The organism is Candidatus Methylopumilus rimovensis (assembly GCF_006364615.1).
GTDB lineage: Bacteria > Pseudomonadota > Gammaproteobacteria > Burkholderiales > Methylophilaceae > Methylopumilus > Methylopumilus rimovensis.
This window is the reverse complement of record NZ_CP040986.1, coordinates 216,921-233,026: the sequence shown is the minus strand read 5'-3', so window position 1 is coordinate 233,026 and position 16,106 is coordinate 216,921. Positions and strand designations below refer to the sequence as shown.

General features: G+C 39.3%; 13 protein-coding genes. 7 read left to right on the top strand and 6 right to left on the bottom strand.

The annotated features are described in order from the left end of the window. Position 1: 1 nt before the first annotated feature. From fdhF to FIT61_RS01220, 3 genes are read right to left on the bottom strand one after another with little or no spacing between them, the layout of a single operon-like run. Positions 2 to 2,848, bottom strand: a complete 2,847-nt coding sequence (gene fdhF, locus FIT61_RS01230) for a formate dehydrogenase subunit alpha (RefSeq protein ID WP_139882720.1) — start codon at positions 2,846 to 2,848, stop codon at positions 2 to 4. A gap of 31 nt (positions 2,849 to 2,879) precedes the next feature. Further along, on the bottom strand, positions 2,880 to 4,433 hold the full coding sequence (locus FIT61_RS01225) for a formate dehydrogenase beta subunit (RefSeq protein WP_139882718.1): 1,554 nt from the start codon (positions 4,431 to 4,433) through the stop codon (positions 2,880 to 2,882). Continuing rightward, entirely contained in the window at positions 4,430 to 4,846 is a 417-nt protein-coding gene (locus tag FIT61_RS01220) for a formate dehydrogenase subunit gamma (RefSeq protein WP_139883912.1), read from the bottom strand. The genes FIT61_RS01225 and FIT61_RS01220 overlap by 4 nt, the downstream gene beginning before the upstream one ends. Before the next feature lie 182 nt (positions 4,847 to 5,028). Between FIT61_RS01220 and FIT61_RS01215 the strand changes: the two genes are divergently transcribed. The 7 genes from FIT61_RS01215 to lplT all read left to right on the top strand — a co-directional run bounded on the left by FIT61_RS01215 (position 5,029) and on the right by lplT (position 13,160). Then, positions 5,029 to 7,152 (top strand): molybdopterin-containing oxidoreductase family protein, encoded by a 2,124-nt coding sequence (locus FIT61_RS01215; RefSeq protein WP_139882717.1) that lies wholly within the window; start codon positions 5,029 to 5,031, stop codon positions 7,150 to 7,152. A 29-nt stretch (positions 7,153 to 7,181) separates the two neighbouring features. Continuing rightward, the gene (moaA, locus tag FIT61_RS01210) at positions 7,182 to 8,168 is read left to right on the top strand and encodes a GTP 3',8-cyclase MoaA (RefSeq protein ID WP_139882715.1); all 987 of its coding nucleotides are present in this window, start codon (positions 7,182 to 7,184) and stop codon (positions 8,166 to 8,168) included. Between the two features lie 6 nt (positions 8,169 to 8,174). Beyond that, positions 8,175 to 8,750, top strand: a complete 576-nt coding sequence (gene mobA, locus FIT61_RS01205) for a molybdenum cofactor guanylyltransferase MobA (RefSeq protein WP_139882713.1) — start codon at positions 8,175 to 8,177, stop codon at positions 8,748 to 8,750. Continuing rightward, on the top strand, positions 8,747 to 10,024 hold the full coding sequence (moeA, locus tag FIT61_RS01200; RefSeq protein ID WP_139882711.1) for a molybdopterin molybdotransferase MoeA: 1,278 nt from the start codon (positions 8,747 to 8,749) through the stop codon (positions 10,022 to 10,024). The genes mobA and moeA overlap by 4 nt, the downstream gene beginning before the upstream one ends. A 103-nt stretch (positions 10,025 to 10,127) precedes the next feature. Then, a complete protein-coding gene (locus FIT61_RS01195; RefSeq protein WP_139882709.1) occupies positions 10,128 to 10,595 on the top strand; it encodes a peroxiredoxin in 468 nt (155 codons plus the stop codon). A 2-nt stretch (positions 10,596 to 10,597) separates the two neighbouring features. Further along, complete coding sequence (locus tag FIT61_RS01190; RefSeq protein WP_139882707.1) at positions 10,598 to 11,992, top strand: PhoH family protein; 1,395 nt, start codon at positions 10,598 to 10,600, stop codon at positions 11,990 to 11,992. After that, on the top strand, positions 11,973 to 13,160 hold the full coding sequence (lplT, locus tag FIT61_RS01185; protein ID WP_139882705.1) for a lysophospholipid transporter LplT: 1,188 nt from the start codon (positions 11,973 to 11,975) through the stop codon (positions 13,158 to 13,160). Before FIT61_RS01190 ends, lplT begins: the two co-directional genes overlap by 20 nt. Here the strand turns inward: lplT and FIT61_RS01180 are convergent. The 3 genes from FIT61_RS01180 to FIT61_RS01170 form a co-directional block, all read right to left on the bottom strand. After that, positions 13,157 to 14,464, bottom strand: a complete 1,308-nt coding sequence (locus tag FIT61_RS01180) for an NAD(P)/FAD-dependent oxidoreductase (protein WP_139873003.1) — start codon at positions 14,462 to 14,464, stop codon at positions 13,157 to 13,159. The genes lplT and FIT61_RS01180 overlap by 4 nt on opposite strands. A 94-nt stretch (positions 14,465 to 14,558) precedes the next feature. Next, positions 14,559 to 15,026: a c-type cytochrome gene (locus tag FIT61_RS01175; protein WP_139882703.1), complete on the bottom strand. Its 468-nt coding sequence runs from the start codon at positions 15,024 to 15,026 to the stop codon at positions 14,559 to 14,561. 176 nt (positions 15,027 to 15,202) lie between these two features. Continuing rightward, positions 15,203 to 16,060, bottom strand: coding sequence for a substrate-binding domain-containing protein (locus FIT61_RS01170; RefSeq protein WP_139882701.1), 858 nt, complete (start codon positions 16,058 to 16,060; stop codon positions 15,203 to 15,205). Between the last annotated feature and the right edge of the window lie 46 nt (positions 16,061 to 16,106).

Genomic DNA, 16,106 nt, shown 5'->3' with positions numbered 1-16,106 from the left:
GCTAATGAATTTTTAATGCGTTAGATTTACCTGCAAATTCAATTTGCTCTTCACTGAAATGTTGATATTGTTTCTGCCAATCAGATAATTGTGTCACCTTGCTGACTTGCACCGCTGTCACTTTAAATTCAGGGCAATTTGTAGCCCAATCTGAGTTGTCTGTCGTAATCACATTGGCCCCTGATTCAGGATGATGGAATGTTGTGTAAATCACACCGGGCTGAACGCGCTCTGTAATATGAGCTCTTAATACAGTTTCCCCTGCTCGACTTACAATACCTACCCAATCACCCGATTGAATACCTCTCTCTTCGGCATCATGCGGATGAATCTCAACCACATCCTCTTCATGCCACGCAACATTTTTTGTTCTTCTTGTTTGTGCGCCCACATTGTATTGAGAAAGTATTCTGCCTGTCGTTAAAATGAGTGGAAATTTCTGTGTCACTTTTTCAGAAGTGGGCACATACTCAGTAATAATAAATTTACCTTTGCCACGGACGAATTCATCGATATGCATGGTGGGTGTTCCAAGAGGATGCTCTTCATTACAAGGCCATTGAATACTTCCTAATTCATCTAACTTCTGATAACTCACACCTGTAAATGTGGGGGTAAGTTTTGCAATCTCATCCATAATGTCTGAGGCATGCTTGTACTCCATTTTGTAACCTAATGCATTACTAAGCATCTGTGTGATCTCCCAATCTTCATAACCATTCTTAGGAGACATCACTTTTCTTACTCTCGAAATACGTCTTTCTGCATTTGTAAATGTGCCATTCTTTTCTAAGAATGAAGAGCCTGGGAAGAATACATGCGCATACATCGCGGTTTCATTTAAAAATAAATCTTGTACGATTACACACTCCATCGACTCCAATGCATGTGTCACGTGCTGCGTATTTGGATCAGATTGTGCAATGTCTTCTCCTTCACAATAAAGTGCCTTGAATTGTCCATCTATCGCAACATCTAACATATTTGGAATTCTTAGACCGGGTTCATTTTGTAATTTCACATCCCATGCTTTTTCAAATAAAGCTAAGGTTGCTTTATCAGATACATGTCGATATCCTGGGAATTCATGGGGAAACGATCCCATGTCGCAGGCGCCTTGAACATTATTTTGTCCTCGTAAAGGGTTAACCCCTACACCCTCTCGTCCGATGTTACCTGTCAACATAGCAAGATTAGCGATACCCATAACCATTGTTGAGCCTTGACTATGTTCAGTCACACCCAATCCATAATAAATCGCAGCATTACCACCTTTAGCATAAAGTTTTGCAGCAGCTCTTACATCTTTAGCATCTACCCCTGTAAATGCGCTCATCGCTTCAGGTGAGTTTTCAGGTTTAACAATAAAATCTTTCCATACTTTAAAGGCTTCATCTTCACATCGTGCTTTAATGAAAGAATCATTCATGAGTTTTTCAGTAACAATCGTATGGGCCAATGCATTGACCATAGCTACATTGGAACCAGGTTTAAGCTTTAAATGATAATCAGCTTTGATATGAGGCGTGTTATCGACAAGATCGATAGCGCGAGGATCAACAATGATAAGTTTCGCACCTTCCCTTAAACGTCTTTTCATTTGTGACGCGAATACAGGATGGCCGTCTGTTGGGTTAGCCCCAATAATCATAATCACATCCGAATGCAGGACTGAGTCAAAATTTTGTGTACCTGCTGATTCACCTAGCGTTTGTTTAAGTCCATATCCTGTCGGTGAATGACACACACGCGCGCAAGTATCCACATTATTATTGCCTAAAGCTGCACGCACTAATTTTTGAACAACATATACTTCTTCATTCGTACATCGTGAAGATGAAATCGCACCGACTGAATCGCGACCATATTTTTTTTGAATGCGCTGAATTTCACTTGCTGCATAATTAATCGCAACATCCCATGTTACTTTTTCCCAGGGATCATGAATGCTTTTACGAATCATAGGTGTGGTGATGCGATCTTTATGTGTGGCGTATCCCCAAGCAAACCTTCCTTTAACGCAGGAATGTCCATGATTAGCACCGCCATCTTTATTAGGCGTCATACGAACTACTTCTTCGCCTTTCATTTCTGCATGGAATGAACAACCGACACCACAATATGCACAAGTCGTTGTGACACTATGTTCGGGAACGCCTGCTTCAATGATGGTATTTTCAATCAAGGTAGCGGTTGGACAAGCCTGCACGCAGGCACCACATGAAACGCATTCTGAATCTTTAAAATCTTTATTACCTGCTGACACTTTAGAATCAAACCCACGGCCTTGAATAGTCAGTGCAAATGTACCTTGAACTTCTTCACAGGCTCTGACGCATCTTGAACATACAATGCACTTAGAAGGATCAAACGTGAAATAAGGATTTGAAGTGTCTTTAACACTCTGTAAATGGTTTTCTCCTTCGTAGCCATAACGCACATCCCGAAGGCCAACAGCGCCTGCCATATCTTGTAATTCGCAATCGCCATTCGTAGCGCAGGTTAGACAATCTAAAGGATGGTCTGAAATATAGAGTTCCATCACACCACGCCTAATGTCGGCGAGCTTGGGTGTTTGTGTGTGCACTTTAATACCTTCAGCAACAGGTGTTGTGCATGAAGCTGGATAGCCTCGACGACCTTCAATTTCAACGAGGCAGAGACGGCATGAACCAAAGGGCTCTAAACTATCTGTGGCACATAATTTAGGTACAGTGACACCCGATACAGATGCGGCATGCATAATGGAAGTGCCCTCAGGCACAGAAACAGATACGCCATCAATCGTTAAATTGATCGTCTTATCTGAAGTTCTTTTTGGTGTTCCAAAATCTTTTACATCATCCATAGGTTTTCTCGAAATAAATCAACGTATTAGTCTATGCCTTGGGCTCTTTTGCATCAACCCCAAAGTCTTTAGGGAAATGATTTAAAGCGCTCAAAACGGGGTAAGGCGTCATACCACCTAAAGCACATAAAGAACCATTTAACATGGTATCTGAAAGATCTCTAATTAATGCCACGTGTTTCTTAACATCATGCCCTTGCATAATATGATCTATCACTTCAACACCGCGCGTCGAGCCAATTCGACAAGGTGTACATTTTCCGCAAGATTCAATTGCACAAAAATCAAATGCATAGCGCGCCATCTTTGCCATATTAACCGTCTCATCAAATGCCACAATACCGCCGTGACCCAAAACGGCCCAGATTTCAGAAAATTTTTCATAATCGAGTGGGGTATCAAATTGCGATTCGGGTAAATAGGCGCCCAAGGGTCCGCCTACTTGCACTGCTTTAATAGGCTTGCCTGATAAAGAGCCTCCGCCAAAATCGTAAAGAAGCTCCCTTAAAGTTATACCAAAGGCTTTCTCAACAAGACCCGTGCGCTTTAAATTTCCTGCTAACTGAATAGGAAGCGTGCCTCGTGATTTACCCATACCAAAATCTTGATAATACTTAGCACCTTTAGCCAAAATAATGGGTACAGTCGCTAATGAAATCACGTTGTTTACAACCGTAGGTTTACCAAATAGACCTTCGATTGCGGGAAGCGGTGGTTTAAATCGCACCAATCCTCTTTTGCCTTCTAGGCTCTCTAACATCGAAGTTTCTTCACCACAAATATACGCGCCTGCTGCGCGTCTTACTTCTAAATGAAAAGATTTACCTGACTTCAAAATATCTTCGCCTAGATAACCAATCTTTGTCGCTTGGCGAATGGCTTCATTTAAAGTTTTTAGTGCATGAGGATATTCGGAGCGTAAATAGATATATCCTTGTGTGGCGCCTACAGCAAGGCCAGCGATAATCATACCCTCAATCAAAACAAAGGGATCGCCTTCCATAATCATACGATCTGAATACGTGCCTGAATCACCTTCATCTGCATTACATACAATATATTTTTGTGTAGCTTTGGTATCTAATACCGTTTTCCATTTAATTCCTGTAGGAAAAGCTGCACCACCTCGGCCTCGCAGACCAGAAGCTGTAATGGTTTCCACAATTGCTTCAGGTTTCAAATTCAATGCATTTTTTAAGCCTTGAAATCCATCATGCGCCATGTACTGATCAATATTAGCGGGCTCGGTAATACCCATACGAACAAAAGTTAAGCGCTCTTGTTTTTTTAACCAATCAATCTCTCCGACAAGACCTAATGCAAGAGGATGCTTACCTCCATTTATAAAATCTGCATCAAATAAAGATTTCACATCGCTTGGAGTGATAGGGCCAAAACCTATGCGGCCTTGAGGCGTTTCTAATTCAACCAAAGTTTCCAGCCAAAATAATCCGCGCGAACTATTGCGAATGATTTGAATGTCTAATTTTTTAGCCTGAGCTTCTTTTGAAATTGCTTCGGCAACTTCATTAGCGCCAAGAGATAGTGCTGTTGAATCGATAGGTACAAAAATTTTAATGCTCATGACGTACTCTTTAAATCTGAAATTAGTTGATCTATTTTTTTATTGTCTACACGGCCATAAACTTCTTCATTAATCATCACACTTGGAGAGCATGCACAATTTCCTAAACAGTAAATAGGCTCTAAAGTGAAGGTGCCATCAGGAGTGGTTTCATGAAATTCAACACCCAATTTATTTTTAATGTGAATTTCAAGCGCGTCGCTTCCCATAGCCTGGCAAGACTCTGCGCGACAAACTTGTAAAATATGACGGCCAGGTTGATGTGTTCTAAAATGATGATAAAAAGTCACAACACCATGGACTTCAGCCACAGACAAACTCAAAGCTTTTGCAATTAAAGGATAAGCTAATTCTGGCACATAGCCTATGTCATCTTGAATGGCATGCAAAAGAGGCAATAAGGCCCCAGGCATAGATTGATACTCCAAAATATGCTGATTAATGATCTTATAATCTTGAGGATTTAAGACAAGGTCTTCCAACGATATCTCCAGATATTTCTTGAGCGCTTGTCTCAAGAGCAAAATAAAATAGTATTATAAATTATCAAGATGATATCCACTTAAGTAATTTCATTATTGAAGGGGCATTAAAGATGAAAGCACAAAAAGAAAGCAACTATTTTCATGGGGGCTGCCCTCATGACTGTCCTGATACTTGCTCAATGGTTTATGAGGTACAAGACAATAAACTCATAGGCGTCAAAGGCAACGTGGATCATCCAATGACCCGTGGTGGACTATGTGTGAAACTTCAAGATTATGAAAAGCGTCACTATCATCCAGATCGCCTGCTATACCCTATGAAGCGAATCGGTCCGAAGGGTACAAAACAATTTAAAAGAATTTCCTGGGATGAAGCGCTCGATACCATAGTTGATAAATGGCAATCCATTATTAAAGAATTTGGTTCAGAAGCCATTATGCCCAACAGCTACTTAGGTAATCAAGGCTTAGTGCATGGCATGAACGGTGGAGACTCTTTCTTTGCTCGATTAGGAGCAACTGTTACTGAAAGAACATTCTGCGGGGAGGGTTCGGCCACCGCTTGGCTACTAACCCTTGGGCCTACTGCGGGGGTCGATCCAGAGAGTTTTATTCATTCGAAATTTATTATTATTTGGGCTTGTAATTCAGTCAGCACCAATGTCCACCATTGGCATATTGTTAAAGAAGCACAAAAGAAAGGCTCAAAGGTTGTTGTCATTGACGCTTATGCTTCAAGAACTGCTAAAGAAGCAGATTGGCATATTTGTCCTAAACCAGGCACTGATGGTGCTTTAGCGATGGCAATGATGCACGTGATTATTGAAGAAGGATTGGTGGATCAAGACTATGTAGATAAATATACAGTAGGTTTTCCAGAATTAGCAGAACTTGCAAAAAAGAGAAGTCCTGAATGGGCAGAAAAAATCACAGGTGTCTTAGCAAATGATATTCGAAAATTAGCCCGAGAATATGCAACGACCAACCCATCGGCTATCAGAATTGGTGTAGCCCTTGAAAAAAGCTGGGGAGGAGGCCAGGCTATTAGAGCTGTTGCATCTCTTCCGGCTCTAACTGGGGCTTGGCGTCATGTAGGTGGAGGCATCCTTCAATTCCCAGTATGGGAGCAGCCTTACAGATTTGACGTCATTTGCAGGCCTGACTTAATTCCAAAAGGCACACAAGTTGTAAATAACCTTCAGCTGGGGCGTGTTTTAACGGGCGAACAAAAACTAAAAGTACCTATCAAGTCAATGATGTGTTGGAATACAAATCCCGTCACTCAATCAACAGAAAGCGAAAAAATATTAGAGGGCTTGAAGCGCGAAGATCTATTTTTAGTTTCCGCAGAACACTTTATTTCCGATACTGCAGCCTATGCTGATATTCTTCTCCCAGCATCCATGGGAGCAGAACAAGAAGATATCATTTTATCTTGGGGTCATTTATATCTCACCTACAATACAAAATGTATAGAATCCCCAGGTGAAGCCGTACCAAATTATGAAATTTTTAGACGTCTTGCTAAAAGATTTGGTTTTGAAGAAGAATGTTTTAAATGGTCGGATACTGAATGTCTTCAACATTATATCGACTGGAATTCTCCGGCCTGTAAAGATATTGATTTGGATTATTTAAAAAAATATGGTTATGCGAGAATCAATGTGGGTACAAAAGATAATCGAGCGCCTCACAAAGAAGGAAAGTTTCCAACGCCATCTGGCAAATGTGAATTTAGGATAGTTGGGGCTAAGAATTTTGTTGCTGGGCCCTTTAGGCAAATGTACGAAGCTTTTCAGCCAGGAGAGGATATTCCTGAGTTGCCTGATTATGTGCCATCCAAAGAGACAGCATCCGCAAATCCAGCCTTAGCTAAAAAGTATCCATTAAATATTTTGGCACCAAAAAGTCATGGTTTCATTAATTCGAGTTACGCCAATATCGAAAATAAACTTAAGGCTCAAGGAGACCAGTTTGTGATGATTCATCCATTGGATGCAGAAGAAAGAGGTATTAAAAATGGCGATCGAGCGAAAGTATTTAACGATCGAGGGTTCTTTGAAGCTATATCAAAAATAACAACTGATGTTAATAAAGGAATCGTAGTGACGACGCTTGGCTATTGGAGACAACTAAATAATGGTGTCGTCAATTCGGTGAGCTCCAATGCTTTTGGTGATATGGGAAACTCACCAACCTCCCATGATTGCTTGGTCGAAGTTCAATTAGCTTAACTAAATTGTCAACGCAGAGCCATCCCCCTATGGAATTAATAGATCGATTTCATCGAAAGATTAATTATCTTCGATTATCTATTACTGATCGATGCGATTTTCGTTGCGTTTATTGTATGAGCGAAGATATGCAATTTTTACCTCGCGATGAAGTTCTATCTCTTGAAGAGTCCGCAAGAATTATAAAAATTTTCGCCTCTCTTGGTGTCACAAAAGTAAGGATCACGGGCGGTGAGCCTTTAGTTAGAAAAAATATTTCGTGGCTTTTTAATGAAATATCAACTATTAAACCTCTAAAAGAAATTGTCATTACAACGAATGGTAGTCAGCTAGCGCAGCATGCGCATATGCTTAAAATGTCTCAAGTTAAACGTATTAATATTAGCCTTGATAGTCTTGATCCCATTCTTTTCAAAAAAATCACGCGTACGGGTGACTTAAATAAAGTAATGCTCGGTATTGATGAGGCGATTAAAGAAGGCTTTTCGAATCTCAAACTTAATGCCGTTTTAATGAAAGGGATTAATGATCACGAAGCAATCGATTTAGTTAATTTTGCATTGCATAAAAAGATGGATATTTCTTTTATAGAAGAAATGCCTTTAGGCGATGTTGATCACACAAGAAAAGATACGTTCATCAGCAATGATGAAGTATTAAAAAATTTACAAAATTATTTTAATTTAATACCAACCACCTTTACTTCGGGCGGTCCTGCAAAATATTGGCAGCTTGCCAATCAATCAACTAAAGTAGGTTTCATTTCTCCACATAGCCATAATTTCTGCGACACCTGCAATCGTGTGAGAGTGTCATCGAAAGGTGAATTATTTTTATGCTTAGGACAAGAAGAAAAAATAGAGCTCATGCCTCTCTTGCGACAATATCCCAATGAAGATTGGCCTATTCAAAAAGCTATTATAGAAAGTATGATGGTTAAACCGGAAGCGCACGATTTTAATCTTGAAATTACTAAACCTGCCGTCGTGCGCTTTATGTCGCATACCGGGGGTTAAATTTAAGTGGATGAGAAAATCGCTGTGGTCATTTTAGCTGGTGGCCAATCAAAACGTATGCAGGTTCAAAATAAGGCAACTGTTTTATTTAAAGGCAAGCCTTTAATTAGTCATGTCATTGACCGCATGAAACCGCAAGCAGCGCATATTTTTATTAATACGCATCAAAATCAAAATGATTTTGATGGATTTCATTTGCCTCTCATCGATGATGCATTAACTATTCAAGAAGGTCCTCTTTTAGGTATCTTAACTAGCTTACAGTTAATCAAAACAGATTGGATCCAGTTTGTACCTTGTGACACACCCAATCTTCCAGATAATCTTATTGCAAATTTACTAAAAGAAAATAAAGCACAAAAAACTCTAGCTGCAGTCCCTGAAACGGTGGATGGCCTCCAATCAGCATGTCTTTTATGCCATGTATCCACATTAAAAAATCTTCAAGATTTTTTTAATCGAGGAGGACGCAAGATTGAAGACTGGATAAGACAATTATCTTTTTCTATTGTGCGATTTCATGATCATTCACAATTTATTAATATCAATACACAAGAAGAATTAAAGAAAACATCTCTATGAAAAAAGATATCAGCTTAAGTGATTTAATTTCTGAATCGAATATAGTGCACGATTATGATCCTAATGCGATGTCAGTTGAAAAAGCCAAAACATGGATTGCCAATTTTTTAAAACCAAGCGATCAACAAGAAATCATACATATCAAAGATGCGCTCCATCGTATTGTCGCGGAATCTATCACAGCATCCATTAACGTTCCTAATCATGACAATTCAGCCATGGATGGTTATGCAATCAATATAAATATTCTTAACGGTGACGGTCCTTTTAGTCTCAAAGTGACAGGCAAACTCTTGGCAGGTAATCAATTAGAAGGTAATGCAAATGAAGCCGTTCGCATCATGACAGGGGCCAGTATTCCCTTTGGATTAAACGCGGTCATTCCACAAGAGTATGTTGAACTCAATGAAGGTGTAATTACATTCAAAATAAAACCTCATATCAATCAAAACATTCGACGCTTAGGAGAGGATATCAAAAGTGGACAAGTAGTATTTCAAAGCGGTCGAAAGATAGAGCCTTGTGATTTAGGTTTGCTTGCGTCACTTGGTATAGATTCAATCAAAGTTTACCGAAAAATTAAAGTTGCTTTTTTTTCAACAGGCGATGAAATTGTTTCACTCGGTAATCCTTTGTCAGCGGGTCAAGTTTTCGATAGTAATCGCTATAGTCTTATTGGCCTTTTAAAACGTCTTGATGTGGAAGCGATCGATCTTGGCGTCACCCCTGACAATAAAAAAATCATTGAAGATACATTAAAAAAAGCAAGTGATATGGCAGATGTCGTGATTACAACAGGAGGTGTTTCTGTCGGCGAAGCGGATTATATGAAAGAAATATTAAAAAAAATAGGCGAAATCTTATTTTGGAAAATTTCTATGAAACCAGGACGACCTCTTGCGTATGGAAAAATTGGTCACTGTCATTATTTTGGACTTCCAGGGAATCCTGTGTCAACGATGGTCACTTTTTATCAATTTGTAAGAGAAGCTATTCTTACTTTATCAGGTCAAACACATATTCCCAAAACACCCCTCATCAGAGCGCAACTTTTATCGCCGATTAAAAAAGTACCTGGCCGAACAGAATTTCAAAGAGGTATTTATGAACAAGGCCACGAAGGCACTTTTAAAGTGAGTCCTCTCAAAGATCAAGGCTCAGGTATTCTAAGATCTATGAGTGAGGCGAATTGTTTTATTGTGCTTCATGAAGATACGGCACATTTAGAAAAAGATATGTGGGTCGATATTCAGTTATTTGATAGCCTTTTTTAAAGCTCAAAAAAAGTAATTTTTTTATAAAAAAAGTTCCTTAAAACCTTCAATTTTTTTCTAAAATCCCATCACTTTTTTATTAAAAATCGCTTAATATAGAGACGTGGAAATCAATAAAAAAGTCCCTTCATTTAAACTTCCTGGCACGAGTGGTCTTCAATTTAATCTGTCAGATTTCAAAGGTCGTTACCTTGTTGTTTATTTTTACCCCAAAGACGCAACCCCAGGCTGCACTACCCAAGGTGTTGACTTTAGAGATGCTTATAAAAAATTTCAGGCTCTTGATGCTGAGATATTCGGCATTTCTCGTGATACTTTAAAGTCACACGAAAACTTTAAGGCAAAATTTACCTTTCCCTTTGAGCTTTTAAGTGATGAAGAAGAAAAAGCCTGTGAATTATTCAATGTCATCAAAATGAAAAATATGTATGGTAAACAGGTAAGGGGTATTGAGCGCAGCACTTTTGTAATTGATCCTGATGGAAAATTGATTCAGGCATGGCGAGGTGTCAAAGTCGAAGGTCACGTCAAAGAAGTTTTACAATTTATTAAACAACACAACTCTATTTAACTATGGTCAAAAAAAATAGTGCAACTAAACTTTTTGTATTAGATACGAACGTTTTAATGCACGATCCCTCAAGTATTTTCCGATTTGAAGAACATGATATATACCTTCCGATGGTGACCTTGGAAGAATTAGACAATAATAAAAAAGGTGTCAGTGAGGTTGCGCGTAATGCGAGACAAACGAGTCGTAATTTAGAAGAGATTATAGGAACGAATGAAGAGAGTTTAGAAAAAGGACGCTCACTTGGTATTAAAGGCAATACACATGTCACAGGAAAGCTTTTCTTGCAAACAACAGCACTTCCTCATGATTTACCAATGCTCGCAGGCAGTAAAGCTGATAACCAAATTTTAGGCATCGTCGCCTATCTTAAAAACCAAAATCCTGATCGCCAAGTTATTCTTGTTAGTAAAGATATCAATATTCGTATTAAAGCGAGAGCTTTAGGGATTGCTGCTGAAGATTATTTCAATGATAAAGTGCTTGAAGATACTGAGATGCTCTATACGGGTATTACAGAACTCCCTGAGGATTTCTGGGAGAAGCACAGTAAAGACATGGAATCATGGCAAGAGAATGGCAGAATGTTTTATCGTCTGACAGGACCTATGTGTCCAAACTTTTCGATCAATGAATTTATTTTTTATGAATTCGACAAACCCTTCCACGCCATTGTTAGAAAAATTTCTGGCAAAACAGCCACACTTGAAATCATTAAAGATTTTATTAATGGTAAACATAATATTTGGGGTATCAATGCTAGAAATCGAGAGCAAAATTTTGCACTCAATCTTTTAATGGATCCTGATATAGATTTTGTAACCCTTCTAGGGCAAGCGGGTACAGGTAAAACCCTTCTGACTCTTGCAGCTGGATTAGCACAAACACTCGATAAAAAAATCTACAATGAAATAATCATGACGCGTGTCACAGTGCCTGTAGGTGAAGATATCGGTTTTTTACCAGGCACAGAAGAAGAAAAAATGACGCCATGGATGGGTGCATTGGAAGATAACCTAGATGTTTTAAATAAAACAGATGAAGAAGCCGGCGAATGGGGAAGAGCAGCGACACAGGATCTTATTCGTTCACGTATCAAAGTAAAGTCACTCAACTTTATGCGTGGTCGCACATTTCTTCACAAGTATCTCATTATCGATGAAGCTCAAAATCTAACGCCAAAGCAAATGAAGACACTCATTACGCGCGCGGGTCCGGGCACTAAAGTTGTTTGCTTGGGTAATATTGCGCAAATCGATACACCTTATTTAACAGAAGGCAGTTCAGGTTTAACTTATGTCGTCGATCGCTTCAAAGGGTGGGATCATAATGGTCATATCACACTTGTTCGCGGTGAACGTTCGCGCTTAGCTGATTATGCTGCTGAAACACTTTAATTTTAAAGTCTCAAAAGGCTTCATTCCCTTACTGATTGCACAGTTTTTATCGGCACTAGCTGATAACGCCCTTTTGTTTGCAGCGATTGCATTACTCGCACAAATAAACTCGCCTCATTGGCATCAGCCACTCCTGCTTCAGTTCTTTGTGATCTCTTATATTATTTTGGCGCCTTTCGTAGGAGGGATCGCAGATGCTTACCCTAAAGGCCGAGTGATGTTTTATTCCAACGCCATTAAGTTTATTGGAAGTTTATCTATGTTATTGGGCATGCAACCACTTTATGCTTATGCAATTGTAGGTGTGGGAGCTGCCGCATATTCTCCGGCTAAATACGGTATTTTGACTGAGCTCCTTCCACCTAAAGAGCTCGTGATGGCAAATGGCTGGATGGAAGGGTCAACAGTCTTTGCGATTATTCTGGGTTCAATTATTGGTGGGGCGCTTGCTCAGTTTGATCCGCTTGTGGCAATTATTATTATTACAGGACTTTATTTGCTCGCTGCTATATTTAATCGATACATTCCAGCACTTCCTGTTGATCACAAATTACCTAAAAAAAATCCTCTTTATATGATCAAAGACTTTTGGCATGCATTCAAAATATTATGGAAAGATCCTGAAGGACAATTATCGCTTGCTGTTACCACTTTGTTTTGGGGGGCCGGCGCCTCACTAAGATTAATTGTGATTGCATGGGCAGGCTATGCATTGCAATTTAATTTGGAGGAATCGACACGCTTAACTGCTATGGTTGCGTTTGGTATTGCAATTGGTTCGGTGATTGCAGCTCGCTATATTAGCCTTAAAGATTCTGTGAGGGTGCTTCCTGCAGGTATTCTTATGGGTGGATTTGTAATGACAATGACTATCATTCACGACTGGCAGATTGCAGCTCTTATTTTTCTATTCATTGGTGCTTTGTGCGGATTCTTTATTGTGCCGTTAAATGCACTGTTGCAGCATCGAGGTCATATACTCATTGGCGCAGGCCATTCGATTGCCGTGCAAAACTTTAATGAAAATATTGGTATTCTTTTATTAAGCGGCACTTATACTTGGATGGTCAGAGAAGAATTTTCAATTAATAGCATCATTCTTCTATTAGGTTTATTTGTTAGTGTAACTATGCTGGCAATCTACAAACACTACAAAAAAATTATTTAATGTAGCTTAACTTGCGCTTCTGTTCGTCGCGTAATCATGCGAGCAATCGTTTGAAGGGCTGTGCTCATAAATCCATGAAGTGCCATCAAATGCATTTTATAAAGTGATTGATACATAAGTCGGGCAACAAATCCTTCGATAAACATAGATCCGCCCATTAATGAGCCCATCAAATTACCTACAGTTGAATACTCGCCCATATTTACAAGTGAGCCGTAATCTTTATAAGTGTATTGAGGTAAATTTGTTTTGCCTTTGACACGAAGCTTCATAGATTTAAAAAGCAATGACGCTTGTTGATGCGCCGCTTGTGCTCTTGGTGGTACAAACTGATCCGTGCCTTCAATTGGACATGCAGCACAATCACCAAATGCAAAAATGGAATCATCACGTGTCGTTTGGAGTGTTGTGTGGACCAGTAATTGATTAATGGGATTTGTTTCTAGCCCATCTATTTTTTTTAAGAAATCAGGTGCTTTCACTCCGGCAGCCCACACTACTAGAGCTGAAGGAATAAAGCGCTTGCTGTGTGTCTTAACTCCTTTAGCAGACACTTCAGTCACACGCTCACCCATATAAAGATGTACGCGTAATTTTCGTAATTCTAATTCTACGGAATGTGATAACTTTTGCGGGAGCGCTGGAAGCAAGCGAGGGCTCGCTTCAATAATAGAAATTTTTATATCACGATCAGGATTCACCCGATCAATCCCGTAGGCTGTCATCTCGCGCGTCGCTTTATGAAGCTCCGCTGCAAGTTCCACACCTGTCGCGCCTGCGCCCACGATCACAACTTCTAATTGACCTGGTTGAATTGCTTTCTTTTGTGTTTGTGCCTTTAAAATAGCATGGTGTAATTTTTGATGAAACACTTCAGCTTGCTCTTGCGTATCTAAAGCAATCGAATGTTTTGCTGCCCCTTTAATGCCAAAGTCATTTGTTGTGCTGCCAACAGAAATAATTAAGGTGTCATACTGAAAGCTTCTTCTCGGAATAATTTCTTTGCCGTCTTCGTCTTCATAAGGTGCGATCGAGACTTCTTTTTTACGACGATTCAATCGATCCATGCGACCTAAGCGAAAACGAAAGTGATGCCAGTGTGCTTGCGCCATATACTCCAACTCATGCTTGTCTGGATTCATGCTCCCAGCAGCAATTTCATGAAGGAGCGGTTTCCATACATGTGTTTTTGTGCAGTCAATCAATGTGATTTCAGCTTTTTTCTTTTTGCCTAATGTATCGCCAAGTCTTGTTGCAAGCTCTAAACCGCCTGCACCGCCACCTACTATCACAATCTTATGCATCTTACTTCCTTAAATACAGATAATAAAAAACCACTACTGCAATTATACAGGAGTGGTTTTATTATTTTTTTAAGAAACTAAATAAGGATTAATTTTACTCGTTACCTGTAACTGTTCCTTGTGTGCGAATCCAAGCGATGACCTTAAGAAGCTCATCTGGAGTCACACCATTTTTTGGATCTGTTGCATCCATAAGTCCGATTCCTTTAGCGCCCATACCGCCATTTGTTCCTGCCCAAACTGTTTCAAACATACCTTTGTTAGTAGCATCTTTTGGATAGCGAAATGTGGGGCCAACTAATCCGGGACCAACTTGACCTTTTGCATCCCCGCCATGACATTGCGTGCAAGAATACAAACCAAAAATCTTTTTACCTTTTGCAGTTGCTTCGGCATTACCAACGTAAGGATTTTTGCCAGTAGCTAGAAATTCTTTTGCTGCAGGTGTATCAAATAAACTTGGGTCAATTTTTAATGCGCTTCCATCTGTTGTCTTTACAAATGAAACGTCTGCAGATACCACGCCTGCAAATGCCATCATAGAAACTAAGAGTGATGACATAAGTACTTTTTTACTTGCATAATTTCTCCTAAAAATTGTGTAAATTTTGGAGGATGTTTAATCCAAAATATAAATTCTAAAATACGGTTTTAACTACCTAAAAATCTGAAAAACACACACTAATATTACTCATTTTTTGTTATAAAGTCACTCATTTCTGAATGACTTTTTTAACTTTAATTTCCTATCTTATCCCCTGAAATAATGGGCTTATGAGGGATGCCGTAGTCATCTAAAATCTTCAAAATTTTAGCCTGATTGCGATCCAGCGCCCCTTGAATCATTTCCATGCGGTCTTTATCTTTTTTGCGAACAGCCACAGAAATATTCCACTCTTCTTTGCCCTTCACATTGACTGATTTATATTCGGGCACAGGAACAACGACGAGAGGTTCTTTTGATTGTTTTGCATAATATCCACCAATTGGCCCCCATATGATCGCGACATCAATTTTACCTGCGACCAAATCATCAATCATGTGGCCTGGTGACAAATTGAGATCTCTTTGCAATCGATAAGGACGAGCATTCGCCATCAGATCATGATCGCGTAACGGAATCGTTGGTGGACTTTCCCCCACAATACCAATAATGCCTTTTTTAAGATCTTCTGCATCCCAATCTTTAATATTGTAATTACTTGATTTCCGATATACGAATACATATCCTGAACGATAATAAGGTTTAGAAGTGCGTAACGAATCTACATCACTGCCCATGCCAATAATGACATCGCAGCGTTGTGCATTAATTGTATTTCTTAAATAGCCTTGACGATCAAGCCAAAATTCGTAAGTTAATTCTTTACCTAAATCTTTCGCTAAAACTTCTGCAATTTTATTTTCAAAGCCCTCACCTTTTTGATTTGAATAAGGAAGACTTTCAGGGTCGGCACACACTCTAAATTCGTTTTCCGTCGGAGTTCGATAGGGCATACCAGGTAAACCATCTTCACGATCTTGACCTAAAGCGAATACCGATCCAGCTTGAATTAAATTCAAAACACATAAAGCTAATATTATTTTTTTAAACATTCTTTTTCCTTGGCAATGAATAATCGTGAGTCCTATAAAAAAACAC

Coding starts and splice junctions, on each gene's coding strand:
- FIT61_RS01170 (WP_139882701.1), bottom strand. CDS start 16,060: ATGTTTAAAAAAATAATATTAGCTTTATGTGTTTTGAATTTAATTCAA.
- moaA (WP_139882715.1), top strand. CDS start 7,182: ATGGAATTAATAGATCGATTTCATCGAAAGATTAATTATCTTCGATTA.
- lplT (WP_139882705.1), top strand. CDS start 11,973: ATGCTGCTGAAACACTTTAATTTTAAAGTCTCAAAAGGCTTCATTCCC.
- FIT61_RS01215 (WP_139882717.1), top strand. CDS start 5,029: ATGAAAGCACAAAAAGAAAGCAACTATTTTCATGGGGGCTGCCCTCAT.
- fdhF (WP_139882720.1), bottom strand. CDS start 2,848: ATGGATGATGTAAAAGATTTTGGAACACCAAAAAGAACTTCAGATAAG.
- FIT61_RS01175 (WP_139882703.1), bottom strand. CDS start 15,026: ATGTCATCACTCTTAGTTTCTATGATGGCATTTGCAGGCGTGGTATCT.
- FIT61_RS01225 (WP_139882718.1), bottom strand. CDS start 4,433: ATGAGCATTAAAATTTTTGTACCTATCGATTCAACAGCACTATCTCTT.
- moeA (WP_139882711.1), top strand. CDS start 8,747: ATGAAAAAAGATATCAGCTTAAGTGATTTAATTTCTGAATCGAATATA.
- FIT61_RS01180 (WP_139873003.1), bottom strand. CDS start 14,464: ATGCATAAGATTGTGATAGTAGGTGGCGGTGCAGGCGGTTTAGAGCTT.
- FIT61_RS01190 (WP_139882707.1), top strand. CDS start 10,598: ATGGTCAAAAAAAATAGTGCAACTAAACTTTTTGTATTAGATACGAAC.
- FIT61_RS01220 (WP_139883912.1), bottom strand. CDS start 4,846: ATGCCTGGGGCCTTATTGCCTCTTTTGCATGCCATTCAAGATGACATA.